This is a genomic window from Streptococcus timonensis (assembly GCF_047463455.1).
Taxonomy (GTDB): Bacteria; Bacillota; Bacilli; order Lactobacillales; family Streptococcaceae; genus Streptococcus; species Streptococcus timonensis_B.
Genome location: NZ_JASHDV010000002.1, coordinates 173,738 through 190,057 on the forward strand (window position 1 = coordinate 173,738; position 16,320 = coordinate 190,057).

At 39.5% G+C, this 16,320-nt stretch carries 18 protein-coding genes; 1 reads left to right on the plus strand and 17 read right to left on the minus strand.

What is annotated here, in order from left to right; all coding sequences use genetic code 11:
- Positions 1–37: 37 nt before the first annotated feature.
- The 12 genes from QM847_RS04030 to cdaA form a co-directional block, all read right to left on the minus strand.
- On the minus strand, positions 38–712 hold the full coding sequence (locus tag QM847_RS04030; protein WP_414354000.1) for a DnaD domain-containing protein: 675 nt from the start codon (positions 710–712) through the stop codon (positions 38–40).
- An 8-nt stretch (positions 713–720) separates the two neighbouring features.
- Positions 721–1,665 carry a homoserine O-acetyltransferase MetA gene (gene metA / locus QM847_RS04035; protein WP_414354001.1) on the minus strand — a complete coding sequence of 315 codons (945 nt, stop codon included), beginning with the start codon at positions 1,663–1,665 and terminating at the stop codon, positions 721–723.
- Positions 1,666–1,858: 193 nt separating this feature from the next.
- A complete protein-coding gene (locus tag QM847_RS04040) occupies positions 1,859–2,371 on the minus strand; it encodes an adenine phosphoribosyltransferase (protein WP_414354003.1) in 513 nt (170 codons plus the stop codon).
- Positions 2,372–2,512: 141 nt separating this feature from the next.
- Complete coding sequence (locus QM847_RS04045) at positions 2,513–3,106, minus strand: hypothetical protein (RefSeq protein ID WP_414354005.1); 594 nt, start codon at positions 3,104–3,106, stop codon at positions 2,513–2,515.
- Positions 3,106–4,974 (minus strand): ABC-F family ATP-binding cassette domain-containing protein, encoded by a 1,869-nt coding sequence (locus QM847_RS04050; RefSeq protein ID WP_414354007.1) that lies wholly within the window; start codon positions 4,972–4,974, stop codon positions 3,106–3,108. The genes QM847_RS04045 and QM847_RS04050 overlap by 1 nt, the downstream gene beginning before the upstream one ends.
- Positions 4,971–6,170 (minus strand): CCA tRNA nucleotidyltransferase, encoded by a 1,200-nt coding sequence (locus tag QM847_RS04055; protein ID WP_414354008.1) that lies wholly within the window; start codon positions 6,168–6,170, stop codon positions 4,971–4,973. The genes QM847_RS04050 and QM847_RS04055 overlap by 4 nt, the downstream gene beginning before the upstream one ends.
- Positions 6,167–6,934, minus strand: a complete 768-nt coding sequence (dapB, locus tag QM847_RS04060; RefSeq protein WP_414354010.1) for a 4-hydroxy-tetrahydrodipicolinate reductase — start codon at positions 6,932–6,934, stop codon at positions 6,167–6,169. Before dapB ends, QM847_RS04055 begins: the two co-directional genes overlap by 4 nt.
- Positions 6,935–7,084: 150 nt before the next feature.
- The gene (locus QM847_RS04065; protein WP_414354012.1) at positions 7,085–7,933 is read right to left on the minus strand and encodes a DegV family protein; all 849 of its coding nucleotides are present in this window, start codon (positions 7,931–7,933) and stop codon (positions 7,085–7,087) included.
- A 4-nt stretch (positions 7,934–7,937) separates the two neighbouring features.
- Complete coding sequence (locus QM847_RS04070; RefSeq protein WP_414354014.1) at positions 7,938–8,312, minus strand: DUF1149 family protein; 375 nt, start codon at positions 8,310–8,312, stop codon at positions 7,938–7,940.
- 66 nt (positions 8,313–8,378) lie between these two features.
- Entirely contained in the window at positions 8,379–9,728 is a 1,350-nt protein-coding gene (glmM, locus tag QM847_RS04075; RefSeq protein WP_414354016.1) for a phosphoglucosamine mutase, read from the minus strand.
- Positions 9,729–9,755: 27 nt separating this feature from the next.
- On the minus strand, positions 9,756–10,535 hold the full coding sequence (locus QM847_RS04080; protein ID WP_414354018.1) for a YbbR-like domain-containing protein: 780 nt from the start codon (positions 10,533–10,535) through the stop codon (positions 9,756–9,758).
- Entirely contained in the window at positions 10,522–11,379 is an 858-nt protein-coding gene (gene cdaA, locus QM847_RS04085; RefSeq protein ID WP_414354019.1) for a diadenylate cyclase CdaA, read from the minus strand. The genes QM847_RS04080 and cdaA overlap by 14 nt, the downstream gene beginning before the upstream one ends.
- A gap of 134 nt (positions 11,380–11,513) precedes the next feature.
- Here cdaA and QM847_RS04090 point away from each other — a divergent pair, with 134 nt between their 5' ends.
- The gene (locus QM847_RS04090) at positions 11,514–12,482 is read left to right on the plus strand and encodes an NAD(P)/FAD-dependent oxidoreductase (RefSeq protein WP_414354021.1); all 969 of its coding nucleotides are present in this window, start codon (positions 11,514–11,516) and stop codon (positions 12,480–12,482) included.
- Positions 12,483–12,517: 35 nt separating this feature from the next.
- Here the strand turns inward: QM847_RS04090 and whiA are convergent, their stop codons facing one another.
- From whiA to yihA, 5 genes are read right to left on the minus strand one after another with little or no spacing between them, the layout of a single operon-like run.
- Positions 12,518–13,429 (minus strand): DNA-binding protein WhiA, encoded by a 912-nt coding sequence (gene whiA, locus QM847_RS04095; RefSeq protein WP_414354023.1) that lies wholly within the window; start codon positions 13,427–13,429, stop codon positions 12,518–12,520.
- Positions 13,426–14,403 (minus strand): YvcK family protein, encoded by a 978-nt coding sequence (locus QM847_RS04100; RefSeq protein ID WP_414354025.1) that lies wholly within the window; start codon positions 14,401–14,403, stop codon positions 13,426–13,428. The genes whiA and QM847_RS04100 overlap by 4 nt, the downstream gene beginning before the upstream one ends.
- Entirely contained in the window at positions 14,400–15,290 is an 891-nt protein-coding gene (rapZ, locus tag QM847_RS04105) for an RNase adapter RapZ (protein ID WP_414354027.1), read from the minus strand. Before rapZ ends, QM847_RS04100 begins: the two co-directional genes overlap by 4 nt.
- 51 nt (positions 15,291–15,341) lie before the next feature.
- Positions 15,342–15,722, minus strand: a complete 381-nt coding sequence (locus QM847_RS04110) for a RidA family protein (RefSeq protein ID WP_001140424.1) — start codon at positions 15,720–15,722, stop codon at positions 15,342–15,344.
- A gap of 9 nt (positions 15,723–15,731) precedes the next feature.
- Entirely contained in the window at positions 15,732–16,319 is a 588-nt protein-coding gene (gene yihA / locus QM847_RS04115) for a ribosome biogenesis GTP-binding protein YihA/YsxC (RefSeq protein WP_414354029.1), read from the minus strand.
- Position 16,320 lies beyond the last annotated feature (1 nt).

Consider the following 16,320-nt stretch of genomic DNA (forward strand, 5'->3'; position numbering starts at 1 on the left):
AACTTGCCAATCAGGCAAGTTTTTTTATTATTCATTATTAGTCTTTCCATAGATCCATGGCATTTTTAAAATCAGATGAAACCTGAACATTTTGAGGGTTTGTTGCCTCTCTCTCTTGACGTTTCGCTTCTACCTGGGCTACACTCCTAATCCCTTCATGACGCCAGTTTCGTAGGATAGCTTGGATATATTTCCAATTTGATTTCCCATTCAAAACAGCTTCACGCAAGGCTTCCTTTATCAAGTCTGCACTAGTTCCATCTTCCTTTAAACTTTTCTCTAAATCTTCAATTTCAAAAGGACTCAAAAGACGACCTAGTTCTTGTTGGAAAGTGTCCACTAAACTCTTTAAATCATTTTGAACAGGTTGCACTTGATTGAATTCTTGTTTTTCAAAAATCTGGTCTAAGCGCTCCAAGGCAAGAGTTGCATCGAAGATTACTTCTATTTCGCCATTAAGTTCAATGGTTCGGTATTGAAGCAACCCTTTCTCAGTCAATCGTGAAATAGCCTGATTGACTTCAGTGACATTTTTGCTGATTTTTTCAGCAATCTGACTTGGAGACAATTCACCTAAAGCCGTTGTATTCTGTAGGTAAAAGAATTGCCAAACAAGAAAGTCCTCGCTAGATGAAAAGAGTTGATTATAGTGCAATAAGAGCGCACTTGGTAAAACTAAATTTCCAGATTTAAAAGCATCTAAATATGTCATAATTCCTCTTATAAATATCCAAAATGAGAAACATCGTCTTCTACCCTCTTCCAGTCAAAAGGTGTCTCCTGGTATACTGCATAATTCACCCAGTTACTGAAAAAGAGAGCTGCTGAAGAACTCCACAGCATACAGGGACGAGTATGGATATCATCATTTTTAAAATAATTCTCCGGTATATGAGGGTTTAAACCAGCATCCAAATCTCTAAAGTATTCTTTAGCAAGAGTATCACGATCATACTCCAAATGTCCAAAACTATAAACTTCTCTTAAATCTCTACTAGCGAGGATTGATACTCCAACCTCATCACCAGATGCCAAAATCTCTAAATTGGTATGATTCAAAATATCTTCTTTTAGGACCTCTGTATGTCTAGAATGTGGGGATACATATAAATCATCAAAACCTCTCAACAACAGATGACTATCCTTTAAAACATTCTGAGAATATATTCCGGATATTTTTCTGTCCATGTTGTATTTTTTTACACCATAACGGTAATAAAGTCCTGCCTGAGCACCCCAGCAAATATGTAGAGTTGAAAAGACGTGACTCTTAGACCATTCGATAACTTTGGTAAATTCCTCCCAGTAGTCCACTTCCTCAAAAGGTAGATGCTCTACTGGTGCTCCTGTAATAATCATCCCATCAAAATACTGGTCTTTGACTTCCGAGAAGGTCTTATAAAAAGTTTCCATATGCTCGGAGCGAGTCGTTTTAGACTGGTGACTTTCCATATACAAAAAGTCAATATCCAACTGGAGTGGAGTATTTGCCAAATGCCGTAAAAGTTGTGTCTCTGTCACAATTTTTTGGGGCATCAAATTTAAGATAAGAATTTTTAAGGGGCGGATATCTTGGTGAGCCGCCCTTTGGTCATCCATGACGAAAATATTTTCCGTTCGTAAAATATCGACTGCTGGTAATTTTTTTTCAATTCGAATCGGCATGGAAATCTCCTTACAATATCAATACTGGGTACGTGTTAAACTGTTATGACCAATTGGATTTTCCAAATGGCAACTTTCTTTCCCTTTATTATACTGTAAGAAGGTATAGTTTTCAATTATAGTTTTTCTCTAACTAGATATAGCCTTATTTTATATCAAATGACGAGAAAACAGCCCCAAGGACTGTTTTTCATTAATAATGCATGAGCACTTTATAGTCGTAATCTCCAATTGCATCACGGCCTTTGAGGTCATCAAGCTCAATCAAGAAAGCACAACCTGCAACGATACCACCTAATTTTTCAATCATTTCGATTGTCGCTTTAACAGTACCACCTGTTGCCAAGAGGTCATCTACAATAAGAACACGTTGGCCTGGTTTGATAGCATCTGCGTGCATGGTCAAGGTATCAACACCATATTCTTTTTCGTAGTCAGCCGAAATCACTTCACGTGGCAATTTCCCTGGTTTACGCACTGGTGCAAAACCAATTCCCAACTCAAAAGCAACTGGACATCCAACGATAAATCCACGCGCTTCTGGTCCTACGATCATATCGATCTTTTTGTCAGTAGCATATTGAACAATTTCACGAACAGCATAACTGTAGGCATTTCCATCTGCCATCAATGGGCTGATATCACGGAAAGTAATTCCTTCTTGTGGATAATTTTCAATACTTGCAATGTAATCTTTTAAGTTCATAGCGTTTCTTTCTTTTAAAGTTTTTACTCCCTATTATACCATAATTCCTAGAAAAGCAAAATAGAAAGAAGCCTTGGAATATCCTTCCAAAGCCCCTCAGTCTTTCATAAAGTTCGGAGATTCGCTCGCTCAATGAAATCTTTACTTCTTTTTGCTTTTAGAAGTTTGATTCCGTTGACAATTCTGTTGGATGCGCCACTCTCGCTCAAAGTAAGACATGGTTTCAAATACTCTCTCTGGCAAACCAACATCCAGCAAATAGATTGGGATTTTCAAAACGTTAGAATGTTTTGAACTTGTAAATCTACTTCGAAGACGATACCAGAAAAAGTTGGATTTTAAAAGTTCCTTGTCATAAAATTGAACCTCAATCATATAAAAATCCCTTGCATTTCTACTACCCTTAATTCTCGTGAGAGCAAACTTTTCTACCTGTTCCCAAGAATAAAACTGCCAGTCTTTCTTTGGATGTGGCTTATAGAAAAAACCTTGAGCCGTAAATTTCAAATACTCTTTATCAGAAAAAAGCCGTCGCAAATGTTGATACAAAATGAAGCCAACGATGAGGATTAAGAAACCAATAAAGAGAATTAAAGCCACCAATCCCATAGGTGCTTCTTCGGGATAGGTTAGTAAAAAGGAAAGAATCCAAAGTAGAAGAGCCAATTCTAGTAGGTAAAGAATAAGGCTCAAAACGATTTTCTTACTACTCCATTTAATAATTGTTTCTTCCATTAGACTAACTCACTTAAATACTCATAGCGTTCATATTTTTCAAGCAAGACTTCATTCTTTTCATCCAGCTCTTTTTGAAGGGTAGCTAGTTTCCCAAAGTCAGAACCAGTTGCTAGCATTTCTTCCTCTATAGAAGAGATGCGGTTTTCCAAGGCTTCGATGTCACCTTCAATACTTGCCCACTCCTGCTTTTCTTGGTAGGTCATCCGTTTCTTCTCTTCACGGACTTTGACTACTTTCTCCTTTTCAGCCTTTTGAACTTGGCTTTTTGTTTCTGCTTCAAAGGCCTTTTCATCTAGATAGTCTGTGTAATGTCCAAAGAAAGGACGGATGGTCTTATCTTCAAAAGCGAGAATCTTCGTTGCTACCTTATCAAGGAAATAGCGGTCATGACTAACTGTCAAGACTGGTCCTGCAAAACCTTGTAAGAAATTTTCTAGAACCGTTAAGGTCGCAATGTCTAGGTCATTTGTTGGTTCATCTAATAAAAGTACATTGGGCTTTTCTAAGAGAAGTTTAAGGAGATAAAGACGTTTCTTCTCTCCCCCTGACAGCTTCTCAATCAAGGTACCGTGCGTTGAACGAGGGAAAAGAAATTGTTCCAGTAACTCAGCAATAGATGTCGTAGTACCACCGCTAGTCTTAACCTCTTCTGCCACTTCCTGCAGGTAATTGATAACCCGTTTACTTTCATCCAAACCTTCGATTTGTTGAGAGAAATAAGCGATACGAACTGTTTCACCGATAATAACTTGTCCTTCAGTAGCTTCAAGTCTTCCCGCAATAAGATTGAGAAGAGTTGACTTGCCAACACCATTATCCCCGACAATTCCGATACGATCTTTAGCTTGAACCAAAAGGTTAAAATGTTTCAGAATCGGTTTATCGTCATAGGCAAAGGAAACATCCTTAAACTCGATGACCTTTTTACCGATACGGCTAGTTTCAAAATTCATGCTTAAGTCTGTCTCAACGCTAGTATCTGAAACTTCCTTCTTCAAGTCATGGAAACGATTAATACGCGCCTGTTGCTTGGTTGCACGAGCTTGTGGTTGTCTTCTCATCCAGGCTAATTCCTGTTTATAGAGTTGTTCCTTTTTGTGAAGAAGAGCTGCGTCGCGCTCATCCTGTTCAGCCTTGAGACGAACATAGTCTTGGTAATTTCCTTGATATTCTGTCAAACCTGCTCTGTCCAACTCAAAGATTCGCGTAGAAAGAGCATCTAGGAAATAGCGATCGTGGGTGATAAATAACACTGTTTTCTTGGAATTTTTCAAGAAGATGGTTAGCCACTCAATGGTCGCAATATCCAAGTGGTTGGTAGGCTCATCAAGAAGCAAAAGATCGTGATTTCCAAGAAGGACTTGCGCCAACTGAACCCGTCTACGGAGACCACCAGACAGAGCTCCAACAGGAGTTGATAAGTCCTGAATACCTAGTTTACTGAGAACAGTCTTGACCTGACTTTCGATTTCCCATGCTTGGAGAGAATCCATCTCCGCCATGACCCGTTCTAGACGCGATTGCTTGTCCTCACTGTAGCTGAGCATAAGCAGTTCATACTCCCGAATCAACTGGATTTCCTTGAGGTTACTGGATAAAACAGTATCCAAGACAGTCTTGCTATCATCAAATTCCGGATTCTGGGTCAAATAACCAATCTTGTAATCACTCTTTGCTGAAAAAGGGCTAATATCGCCATCAAAACCTGAAACACCTGAAAGCACATCTAGAAGGGTTGTCTTTCCTGTTCCATTGACACCAATGAGTCCTATGCGATCTAAGTCGTGGATGATAAAAGAAATATCCTTAAAAACGGTCTTGTCACCAACTGATTTGCTTAGTTTTTCAACGATAAAATCACTCATTTTCTCTCCCTTAAGTATGCATGAATGGCTTCCACTTCATTATCTAGATTACCATCCACAATAGCGTACTCAATTTCCTCTAAAACATCTCCTAATTCTGGACCTGGATGATAGCCATATTCCTTGATGAGAATGCCACCATTAATTTGCATTTCTTTCTTATCATGAATAGTCAAGCTCTCGTAGGTTTCTGTGATCGCTTGTGGGTTGACTTCCTTCCCTTGAGCTCTGCGAAGATTTTCAGCCTGTAGAAGCAAGTCCAAATCAAAACGGTAACAATCACGTTTACCGAGTTCCCCTTCTTCTCGGAGAGCCAAAATAGACAGCAAATCCTGTACCTGCTTGGCAAATTGGCGTGAAGTCTTCCAATGTTTCAAAAATTGTTGAGCATCTTCCACTTCTAAAACCCATAAAAGTGCTGCCCAAGCTTGCTCAGAAGATTCAAAAGTAAAATCTTTTTCTAAATCAAACAAAGACTGGAGTTTCTCCTGACTGCCTACCATATCTGGAAGATAATCATAAACTTGACTCTCAATCATAGATGATAAACCTACTCGCCAATAGGGAGCCAGTAAAAGTTTATCAAACTCGACAAAGGTGCGCTCCACAGAGATTTTTTCTAAAAGTGGCGTTAAGGTCTTCATCGCTTCAAAGGTTGCTTGCTCAAGTTCAAAACCTAGACTGGCCTGAAAGCGGAAACCACGCATGATGCGTAGCGCGTCTTCATTGAAACGTTCACTAGCTACACCAACTGCACGCAGGACCTGATTTTCTAAATCTTTGAGACCATCAAATAAATCGACGATTTCCCCTGTCTCATCCAAGGCAAAGGCATTGACTGTGAAATCTCGGCGTTTGAGATCTTCTTCAAGTGAACGAACAAAAGAAACAGAACTTGGTCTCCGATAGTCTACATAGACATCTTCCGTCCGAAAAGTGGTGACCTCGTACTCTTCATCTCCATCTAAAACCAAAACGGTCCCATGCTCAATGCCGATATCAGCTGTGCGTGGAAAAATCTGCTTAGTCTCTTCAGGATAAGATGAAGTCGCAATATCCACATCATGGATGGGACGATTGAGTAGGGCATCCCTAACAGAGCCACCCACAAAATAAGCCTCAAATCCTGCTTCTTTAATTTTTTTTAATACTGGTAAAGCCTTCTGAAATTCAGAAGGCATTTTTGTTAATTTCATAGTAAGTGTTCTAATCCATAGACAAGCTCATGACGCTTGACAACTTCTTTGATTCCCAAATTCACTCCTGTCATGAAGGAGCTACGATCATAGGAGTCGTGACGTAATGTCAATCCTTCTCCCTGATTTCCAAAAACAACTTCCTGATGGGCCACAAGACCTGGCAAGCGAACTGAGTGAATTCTCATACCATCAAAGTCGGCTCCACGGGCTCCAGCGATGAGTTCCTCTTCATCACTAGCACCTTGTTGAATAGACTCACGAACTTCAGCCATCAACTCAGCTGTTTTGATTGCTGTCCCGCTCGGAGCATCTTTTTTCTTATCATGGTGAAGTTCAATAATCTCCACATTTGGAAAGTATTTAGCTGCCTGTGCTGCAAATTGCATAAGTAAGACAGCACCCAAGGCAAAGTTGGGAGCAATCAAGCCACCCAAGTTTTTGGAACGAGAAAAATCTTTTAATTCTTCGATTTCCTGACTAGTAAAGCCTGTTGTTCCAACTACTGGAGCAAAGCCATTTTCAAGAGCAAAACGTGTATTTTCATAGGCAACAGCTGGTGTTGTAAAGTCCACCCAAACATCTGCCTCAAAACCTGCCAAGTCATTCTTATCATTGAATACTGGAATTCCTTGCCAGTCAGATGCAGACTCAAAAGGATCCAAAACGGCTACTAGTTCCAATTCAAGATCAGACAAAACCATCTGACAAGCAGCCTGACCCATCTTACCCTTAAAACCAGCAATAATCACTCGAATACTCATCTCTACTCCTGTCTAAGATACAAAGGACGTTAGCTGACCATGAAAAATAGGGACTGGCGCTGATTTTCCATGAAAGGCAAGTCAGGCATCTTTTTTCAAGAGGCAGATAGTCCGTGTTCAATTTTAAGATACAAAGCCTGTAAGAACAATCTAGACGATTGGTGTATAGCTCAAAGCAATACTTCCTTCACCAAGGTGAGTCCCAATAACACTACCGAAGGTTGCTATTGAAATATCTGTAGCTACACCACCATCTATCAAAAGCTGGCGCAAATCTGCTGCTTTTTGAGGGGCATTCCCATGAATCACTGTAATCCGGTAGTTACCGTTACTGGTTGCTTCTTTGACAATTTCAACCAGACGTTTTGTTGCTTTCTTCTCTGTACGGACCTTCTCATAAACTTCGATAACACCTTGGTCATTGAAATATAAGATTGGTTTAATACTAAGAAGGTTTCCTAAAATAGCTGCGCCATTTGATAAACGACCACCCTTCACCAGATGATCAAGATCATCCACCATGATAAAGGCAGAAGTATGTTCAATCTGTTCAGTTACCTTCTCTAAGATAGACTCGAAGTCATCTCCTTGCTCAACCCACTGGAAAACACTTTCCACCATAAAACCTAGTGGAGCACTTGTAATGCGAGTATCAGGAAAAGCAATTGTTAAACCTTCAAATTCATCCTTCATATACTGGATATTTTGATGAAAGCCTGAAATACCAGACGACAAGAAGAGTCCTAAAGCATGAGTGTAACCTTGTTCTTTCAAGGAACTTAGAATCTCATCCAATTTGGCAATACTTGGTTGACTGGTTTTAGGTAGTTCAGATGAACGAGCCATTTTTTCATAAAATTCTTGAGCGGTTAGATTTACACCTTCAACGTACTCCTGTCCGTCGATATTCACAGGAATGTCAAGCACAAATAAATCGTCTTTCCGCAAGGTTTCCGCTTGTAGAAAAGCAGATGAGTCTGTTATGACCGCTAATTTCATTTTTTTAAAACTCCAAATTAATTCCTGGTAAATCTAGTGCAATTTCCGTTACTTCATAAGTCAAACGGTTTAGCATATCCAAAGAAGGACGAGCAAGCATCTCAACTTCTTCTTGACTAAAGTCACTTGGTTGATCCACAATACGATCTTCCACATGGTTAACTTGAGAAATAGTACCACTAATAACAAATTTATCAAAAACAATCATAAAGCTTAAAATAACAATAAGAGATGTCACTTGATTTTCTTGATCATGTTGAAGTAATTGGAAATTGACATCAACCTTGGTTTCAGGGACACCATTTTCATTTTCCCATTCGAAATTACGAGCATCAAAATGATACTGACTAACAAATTCTTGTTCACGTTTTAAATTCATATTTATCTCCATTGATACAATTTACTTTGACATTGTACCATATTTCCAAATTTTCTGCTGAATTATCTAAATTCCAATCTCATCTTTAACAACCGCAGCTATAGTGTCCACATAGTAATCTACAGCTTCAGTTGTAGGTGCTTCTGCCATCACACGTAAAAGTGGCTCTGTTCCACTTGGACGGACAAGAATACGGCCATTTCCTGCCATTTCTTCTTCCATCTTATCGATAATAGCCTTGATAGCAGGAACTTCCATAGCTTTTTCCTTCATGGCATTCTCTACACGAATATTAACTAGCTTTTGAGGATAGATAGTCACTTCTGATGCCAATTGAGATAAGTTCTTACCAGTTTCCTTCATGATTTTAGTTAATTGAACAGCTGATAATTGACCATCTCCCGTTGTGTTAAAATCCATCAAGATGACGTGACCAGACTGCTCACCTCCAAGGTTATAGCCAGACTTTCTCATTTCTTCAACTACGTAACGATCTCCAACTGCAGTAACAGCTTTGTTAATCCCCTCTCGATCCAAGGCCTTATGGAAACCAAGATTAGACATGACTGTTGTCACAATTGTGTTTTGGGCCAACTGACCTTTTTCAGAAAGATACTTCCCGATGATATACATAATTTTATCACCATCGACAATCTCTCCATTTTCATCAACCGCAATGAGACGGTCACTATCCCCATCAAAAGCTAAACCAATAGCTGACTGACTTTCTTTCACGAGCTCTTGCAAAGCCTCAGGATGTGTAGAACCAACATTCAAGTTGATATTAAGACCATCTGGAGTTTCCCCAATAATAGTCAATTGAGCTCCCAAATCTGCAAAAATCTGACGAGCACTAGTTGAAGCTGCACCATTAGCAGTATCCAAGGCCACTTTCATTCCTTCAAGTGGAGTTCCTGTTGAAACGAGATATCCTTCATACTTGCGTAGTCCTTCTGGATAATCCACAACAGAACCTAAACCTTCTGCACTTGGACGTGGAAGAGTATCTTCACTCGCATCCAACAAAGCTTCGATTTCTGCTTCCTTATCATCATCTAACTTAAAGCCATCACCACCAAAGAATTTAATACCGTTATCAAGAGCTGGGTTGTGGCTAGCTGAAATCATAACACCTGCACTAGCTCCTTCCGTTTTAACTAGGTAGGCAACTGCTGGAGTTGCGAGAACACCAAGTTTGTATACGTGGATTCCTACTGAGAGGAGACCCGCAATTAAAGCTGATTCAAGCATTTCACCTGAAATACGTGTGTCACGCCCTACAAAAACTTTTGGTGCCTCTGTCGCATGCTGACTGAGGACATAACCCCCAAATCGTCCAAGTTTAAAAGCCAATTCTGGCGTTAATTCTACATTAGCTTCTCCACGGACACCGTCCGTTCCAAAATATTTACCCATGATTATTATCCTTTTCTAAGAAATGTTTTATTGTTCTTTTTTTGCAGTATCTGTATTTACATCCGAATTCGTTGTAGACGAATGAGTTGTTGTAGTGGTCGAACTGCTTGTATTTCGAACTGGTCTTGTTACAACTTTCATTGTTGTCTCAGACGGAGTAATTACAACAGGGAGAACTGTTCCATTTTTATCTATAGCTTGTAAAGGTACGGAATTTGAATAGTTCCCAGTTAGTCTCTCGCTAGTCGGTAACATAGCAACAATTTTATCGATTTTAGATAAGGTATCCGCATCGCTTGTTACCGAAACCCGTTCATTTGAAATAATGACACCATCAACGACGATGCTGTCGTCAATTTGACTATAATCAATTTGTGGAATGACTGGGACATTATCCCGTGTGACTTTTTTCCCAATCTTGACTGTTATTTTCTGAGGAGTTGCAACTGCTGTTAATCCACTCGGAAGATTCTCAATAGTTAAGGGAACTTCAATAATTCCTTCTGTCGCTTGAGTCAAGTCGGCTGTTACTTTAAATTTACGAGTGCTTTCTTTCATTTCGCTGGCCAACGTAACACGATTTGATCCTGTCAAGAAGACGGTAACCTCTGAACTAAAGCCACTGATAAAATACTGGTCACTATCATATTGAATATCAATAGGTACATTTAAAACTGTATTTGTATAAGTTTCTGTCTTCGTAGTTCTGGCATTACTATTATTTTGATAATTGATAGATGTCGCATATACAAATAAAATACATGCAAATAGGAAAGAAGTGATAATGTAAAGACTATTCCTTTTCATGTTTCCAACCTCCTAGTACACGTTCTATCAGGCTTGCTTCTTGTGTGGTTACTGGGACAAGAATTTTTCGCAATTCTGCTTCAAACTCTTCAATGGTCAGATCGTGTTTAAAGACACCGTTATGAGTAATAGAAATGCCACCAGTTTCTTCTGAAACAACAAAGGTGAGAGCATCAGAAGCTTCTGATAAACCAATCGCCGCACGGTGACGAGTACCAAATTCCTTTGAAATTCCCGTATTTTCGGTCAAAGGAAGATAGGCCGAGGTTACAGCTATCCGGTCCCCTTTAACAATCACTGCACCATCATGCAAAGGAGTATTAGGAATAAAAATATTGATCAAAAGTTCTGCTGAAATTTTTGCATCTAGAGGAATCCCAGTCGAAATATATTCTTGTAAGGTTCTGACACGTTGAACAGCTACCAAGGCTCCTATTTTACGAGGGCTCATATATTCAACTGATTTAACGAAAGCACGAATCATTTGTTCTTCTGAACTAATTGGAGTACTAGAAAAGAATTCTGTTGCACGACCCAATCGCTCTAAACCAGTTCGAATTTCTGGAGAAAAGATGACAACTGCAGCAATAACCCCATAGGTAATCAATTGGTTAATCAACCAAGAAATAGTCGTCAAACCTAAAAAATTAGCTAATATTTGAGCTGAAATAAAGACTAATACCCCACGAACTAGAATCATGATTTTAGTTCCTGCGATTGATTTTGTAAATTGATATAAGATGTAAGTAACAATCAGAATATCTATCAGATTGATCACTATACTCCAGGGACTGGTAAATAAACTGGACCAGTATTGGGGATTAGATAATTGTTGGAAATTCATCCAAGGTCTCCTCCGCGTAAAAAAAGCTTCTCTTCATTATATCATTTTCTGTAAAAATTTTCTTCATCCTACATTATTTTACATTGTCGGAAAATATGATAGAATAAGAAAATAGAAAACACAAAGGAGAAACCATGTCTCAACTCTATGACATTACCATCGTTGGAGGTGGTCCTGTAGGCCTGTTTGCTGCATTCTATGCTCATCTACGTCAAGCCAAGGTCCAAATTATCGACTCTCTTCCACAACTAGGTGGTCAACCCGCTATTCTCTACCCTGAAAAACAAATCCTTGATGTTCCTGGTTTTCCAAATCTAACTGGAGAAGAATTGACAAGTCGTTTGATTGAACAACTCAATACCTTTGAAACAGCTATTCATCTAAATGAAACTGTCATGGATATTAAAAAGGAAGATGACCATTTTAGCATCAAGACCAACAAAGGAAGTCACCTCACAAAAACTGTCATTATTGCCATGGGGGGAGGAGCCTTTAAGCCACGTACACTGGAATTAGAAGGTGCTGAAACTTATGAGAACATCCACTATCATGTTTCTAATATTCAGCAATATGCTGGACAGAAAGTAACCATTCTTGGAGGTGGTGATTCTGCCGTCGACTGGGCTCTAGCTTTTGAAAAAATTGCTCCAACCACTCTTGTTCACCGTCGAGATAATTTCCGTGCCCTTGAACACAGTGTGAAAGCTTTGCAAGAATCATCTGTTACCATCAAAACACCATTTATCCCAAGTCAGCTTGTGGGTGATGGACAAACTCTCAATAAGCTTGAAATCACAAAAGGTAAATCCGATGAGAGCGAAACCATTGAAGTGGACCACCTCTTTGTCAACTATGGCTTTAAATCTTCTGTCGGTAATCTTAAAAATTGGGGATTAGACCTTAACCGCCACAAGATTATCGTTAACAGCAAGCAAGAATCAAGCCAGTCAGGAATTTACGCAATTGGAGACTGCTGCTACTATGAAGGTAAGATTGATTTAATCGCTACTGGTCTAGGGGAAGCACCAACTGCTGTTAACAATGCCATTAACTACATCGACCCAGAACAAAAGGTACAACCAAAACACTCAACAAGCTTTTAAAAAAAACAACCACGGATATATAATTCGTGGTTGTTTTATAATTCGTCTGCTAGTTTGTTTAATTTCCTTAGTTTATGATTAACACCACTCTTGGTCATTGGATTGCTAAGACTATCTGCCAACTGCTGGATAGAATAGTCTGGATGTAGAATACGCAAACGAGCTACTTCCTGCAAATCAGCGGGTATATTATCCAAACCAATTCTATCATTAATTTTACTTATATTATTAATAGTCTTCATACTGGCAGATATAGTTCGAGCAATATTTGCAGTCTCTGCATTATTGGCACGGTTGAGGTCATTCCGAGTTTCTCGTAAGATTTTGACACCTTCAAAAGTATCACGCGCCTCCATAGCTCCAATGACGATGAGAAAGTCCATGATGTCCTCCGCACGTTGAAGATAGGTTACTGCACCTTTTTTTCGTTCGATTACCTTGGCATCTAGTAAAAAATGCTGGAGGAGTGAAGCAATCCCTTGAGCATGATCTAAGTATACTGAACTGATTTCAAGCTGATACTTCCCTGATTCCGGATCTCGAATACTCCCGTTTGCCAAAAAAGCTCCACGGAGATAGGCACGCCCTGCTTCTTCATCAGCTAGAATTTCAGGCGCAATCCCTGTTTCTAGCCCAAAGAAAGAATCAGCTAGATGCAAGTCACTCAAGATTTCTTGCACTCGCTCATCTGTATAAACAGTATAAACACGATTCTTACGGAGATTACTTCTTTGATGGTGACGAACCTCCGACTTAATTTCATAAAAGTATAAAAAAGATTCATAGAGATGTCGAGCTAATTTAGGATTCTCTGTTATAACCGATAAAGTTAATCCTGAAGAAGACAAACCTATGCTCCCAGACATCTTTATAATGGCTGAAAGTTCCTGTCGACTCAAATGATGTCGGCGGAGAATTTCTTCTTTTACTGCAACTGTAAAACTCATTTTCTTACCTGTATAATTCGCATCAATTCATCTACAATTAAGTCACCATCGTGAAAAGCACCACCGTTTTCCAAGCGAAGGAAATTAGACGAAATCACACGTGGCACCTGCTTGCATAGACCAGCAAAGTCATGTTCAACCTGCACTAAATATTCATCAAAAAGATTGGTATCCATATAGTCTCTTGGAACTTTTTCAATATTAACCAAGACAGTATCTATAAAAGGTCTACCAAGATGTCTCTGCAAGACCTCAACGTGGTCACTATCTGTAAAACGTTCCGTTTCTCCACGTTGAGTCATAATATTGCAGACATAGGCAACTTCTGCCTTAGTTTCTAAAAGAGCCTGTCCAATTTCTTCAATAACAATATTTGGTAAGATTGATGTAAAAAGTGATCCTGGTCCTAAAACAATCATATCACTTTCAAGAATCGTATTGACTACACGTCTACTAGCTTGCGGCTTTTCATCATCGAGTGTATTTGATACATAGACATAGTCAATCATCCCCGGATGATCAGCAATATGACTTTCACCAGACACTTCTGTCCCATCTTTAAAGACAGCATGAAGGGTCAAAGGATGGTCACTAGAGGGATAAATCTTCCCAGTCGTATGGAAAAACTTACTCAGTAATTGCATAGCATTATAAGTTGAACCTTGCATCTCTGATAAGCCTGCAATAATAATGTTCCCCAGTGGATGACCAGCAAAAGCACCTGCCTCATCAGAAAAGCGATACTGAAATACTTTCTCATAAAACTTTGGCATATCAGACATAGCTACGAGGACATTTCGAAGATCTCCAGGAGGTGTTAATTGTTGGATGTTTTTTCTTAGTTCGCCTGATGAACCTCCATCATCTGCTACTGTTACAATGGCTGCAATTTCGACATCTTTTTCCCGTAAACTTTTTAGGATAACAGGAATCCCTGTTCCTCCACCAATCACCGTAATTTTGGGTTTTCTCATGAACGGTTTACCGTTTCCTTTCTTCGATCTTTATCACGATGACTCTCGTTGACGGGCCACTTTTTAGCTAAATCATTAGCCAATCGTTTCGCAAAAGCAACACTTCTGTGTTGACCACCAGTACAACCAATAGCGATCGTCAAAACAGACTTCCCTTCTTTTTTATAACCTGGTAGGATTGGTTCAACCAAGGCTAACAAATGACGGTAGAAATCTTCAGATTCATCATGATTCATAACATATTCATAAACCGCCTGGTCCTCACCTGTCTGATTACGGAGCTCTGGAAGGTAGTAAGGGTTTGGCAAGAAGCGAACATCAAATACCAAATCAGCATCAATTGGAATTCCGTATTTAAACCCAAAAGACATCACCTCGATTCGGAAAGACTGCGTTTGTTCTTGGCCTGAAAATTGTTCTGCAATGGTCTTGCGGAGTTCACGTGGAGTTAACTCTGTCGTATCTACCACATTTTGACTCATATTTTTCAAAGGCGCCAAGAGTTCGCGTTCCAGCTTGATCCCGTCCAAGATACGACCATCTGCTGCTAGTGGGTGACTTCTTCTAGTTTCCTTATAGCGTGCCACCAATTCTTTGTCAGCAGCATCCAAAAAGAGGATTTTAAAGTCTAAATCATCTTGGTTTTCCAGCTCATCCAAGACAGCCTGAATCTCTGAGAAGAAAGAACGACTACGCATATCCACCACTAGGGCTAACTTGTGGTCATCGTCCTTGGTCTCGACCAACTGCAAAAACTTTGGCAAGAGAGCAGGCGGCATATTATCAATCGTAAAATATCCTAAATCTTCAAAGGATTGAATGGCTACAGTTTTCCCTGCACCACTCATTCCTGTTACAATCACCAGGTGAAGTTGTTTCATTGTCATCATAGTCTCCTTATATCAAAAGAAGTTTGGAAGAACCAAACTTCTACTAGCTTATCCAATCTCTGCGATGACTTCAATTTCGACTTTTACATCGCGAGGAAGACGAGCTACTTCCACAGCTGAACGAGCTGGAAACTCCTTATTAAAGGCTGTTTGGTAAACCTCATTAAAAGGAACAAAGTCGTTCATATCACTCAAGAAGCAAGTTGTTTTAACAACATGGTCAAAATCTGTACCTGCTTCTGCTAAAATAGCTCCAATGTTTTTCAAGACTTGTTCTGTCTGTTCTTGGATTGTTTCTCCTACGATTTCTCCAGTTTCAGGAGATAGAGGTACTTGACCGCTAGCGAACAAAAGGTTGCCAACGATTTTCCCTTGAACGTAAGGTCCGATTGCTTTTGGAGCTTTATCTGTATGAATTGTTTTTGCCATATGTATTCCTCATAATTTTTCTAAAATAGCATCCCAAGCTTGGTCCATTCCTGCTTTTGTTACGGATGAAAAGAGGATAAAATCATCACTTGGATCAAAGTTTAATTTCTTTTTAATAGCTGATTCGTGCTTGTTCCATTTTCCACGCGGAATCTTGTCTGCCTTGGTCGCCACAACGATGACAGGAATCTCATAATACTTAAGAAATTCGTACATCTGCACATCATCTGCTGTCGGGTCATGACGAAGGTCAACGAGACTAACTACCGCACGAAGATTTTCTCGAGTAGTCAAGTACTCCTCAATCATACGCCCCCATTTTTCACGTTCCTTTTTGGAAACACGAGCATAACCATAGCCAGGCACATCCACAAAACGCATCTTGTCATCAATATTAAAGAAATTGAGTAGTTGTGTTTTTCCTGGTTTTCCAGAGGTACGAGCTAGATTCTTACGATTAAGCATGGTGTTGATAAAGCTTGACTTCCCAACATTTGAGCGACCTGCAAGGGCAATCTCAGGAAGTTCATCCTCTGGATAGTGGGACTTATTTGCAGCACTCAGCAAAATCTCAGCATTGTGTGTATTGATTTCCATA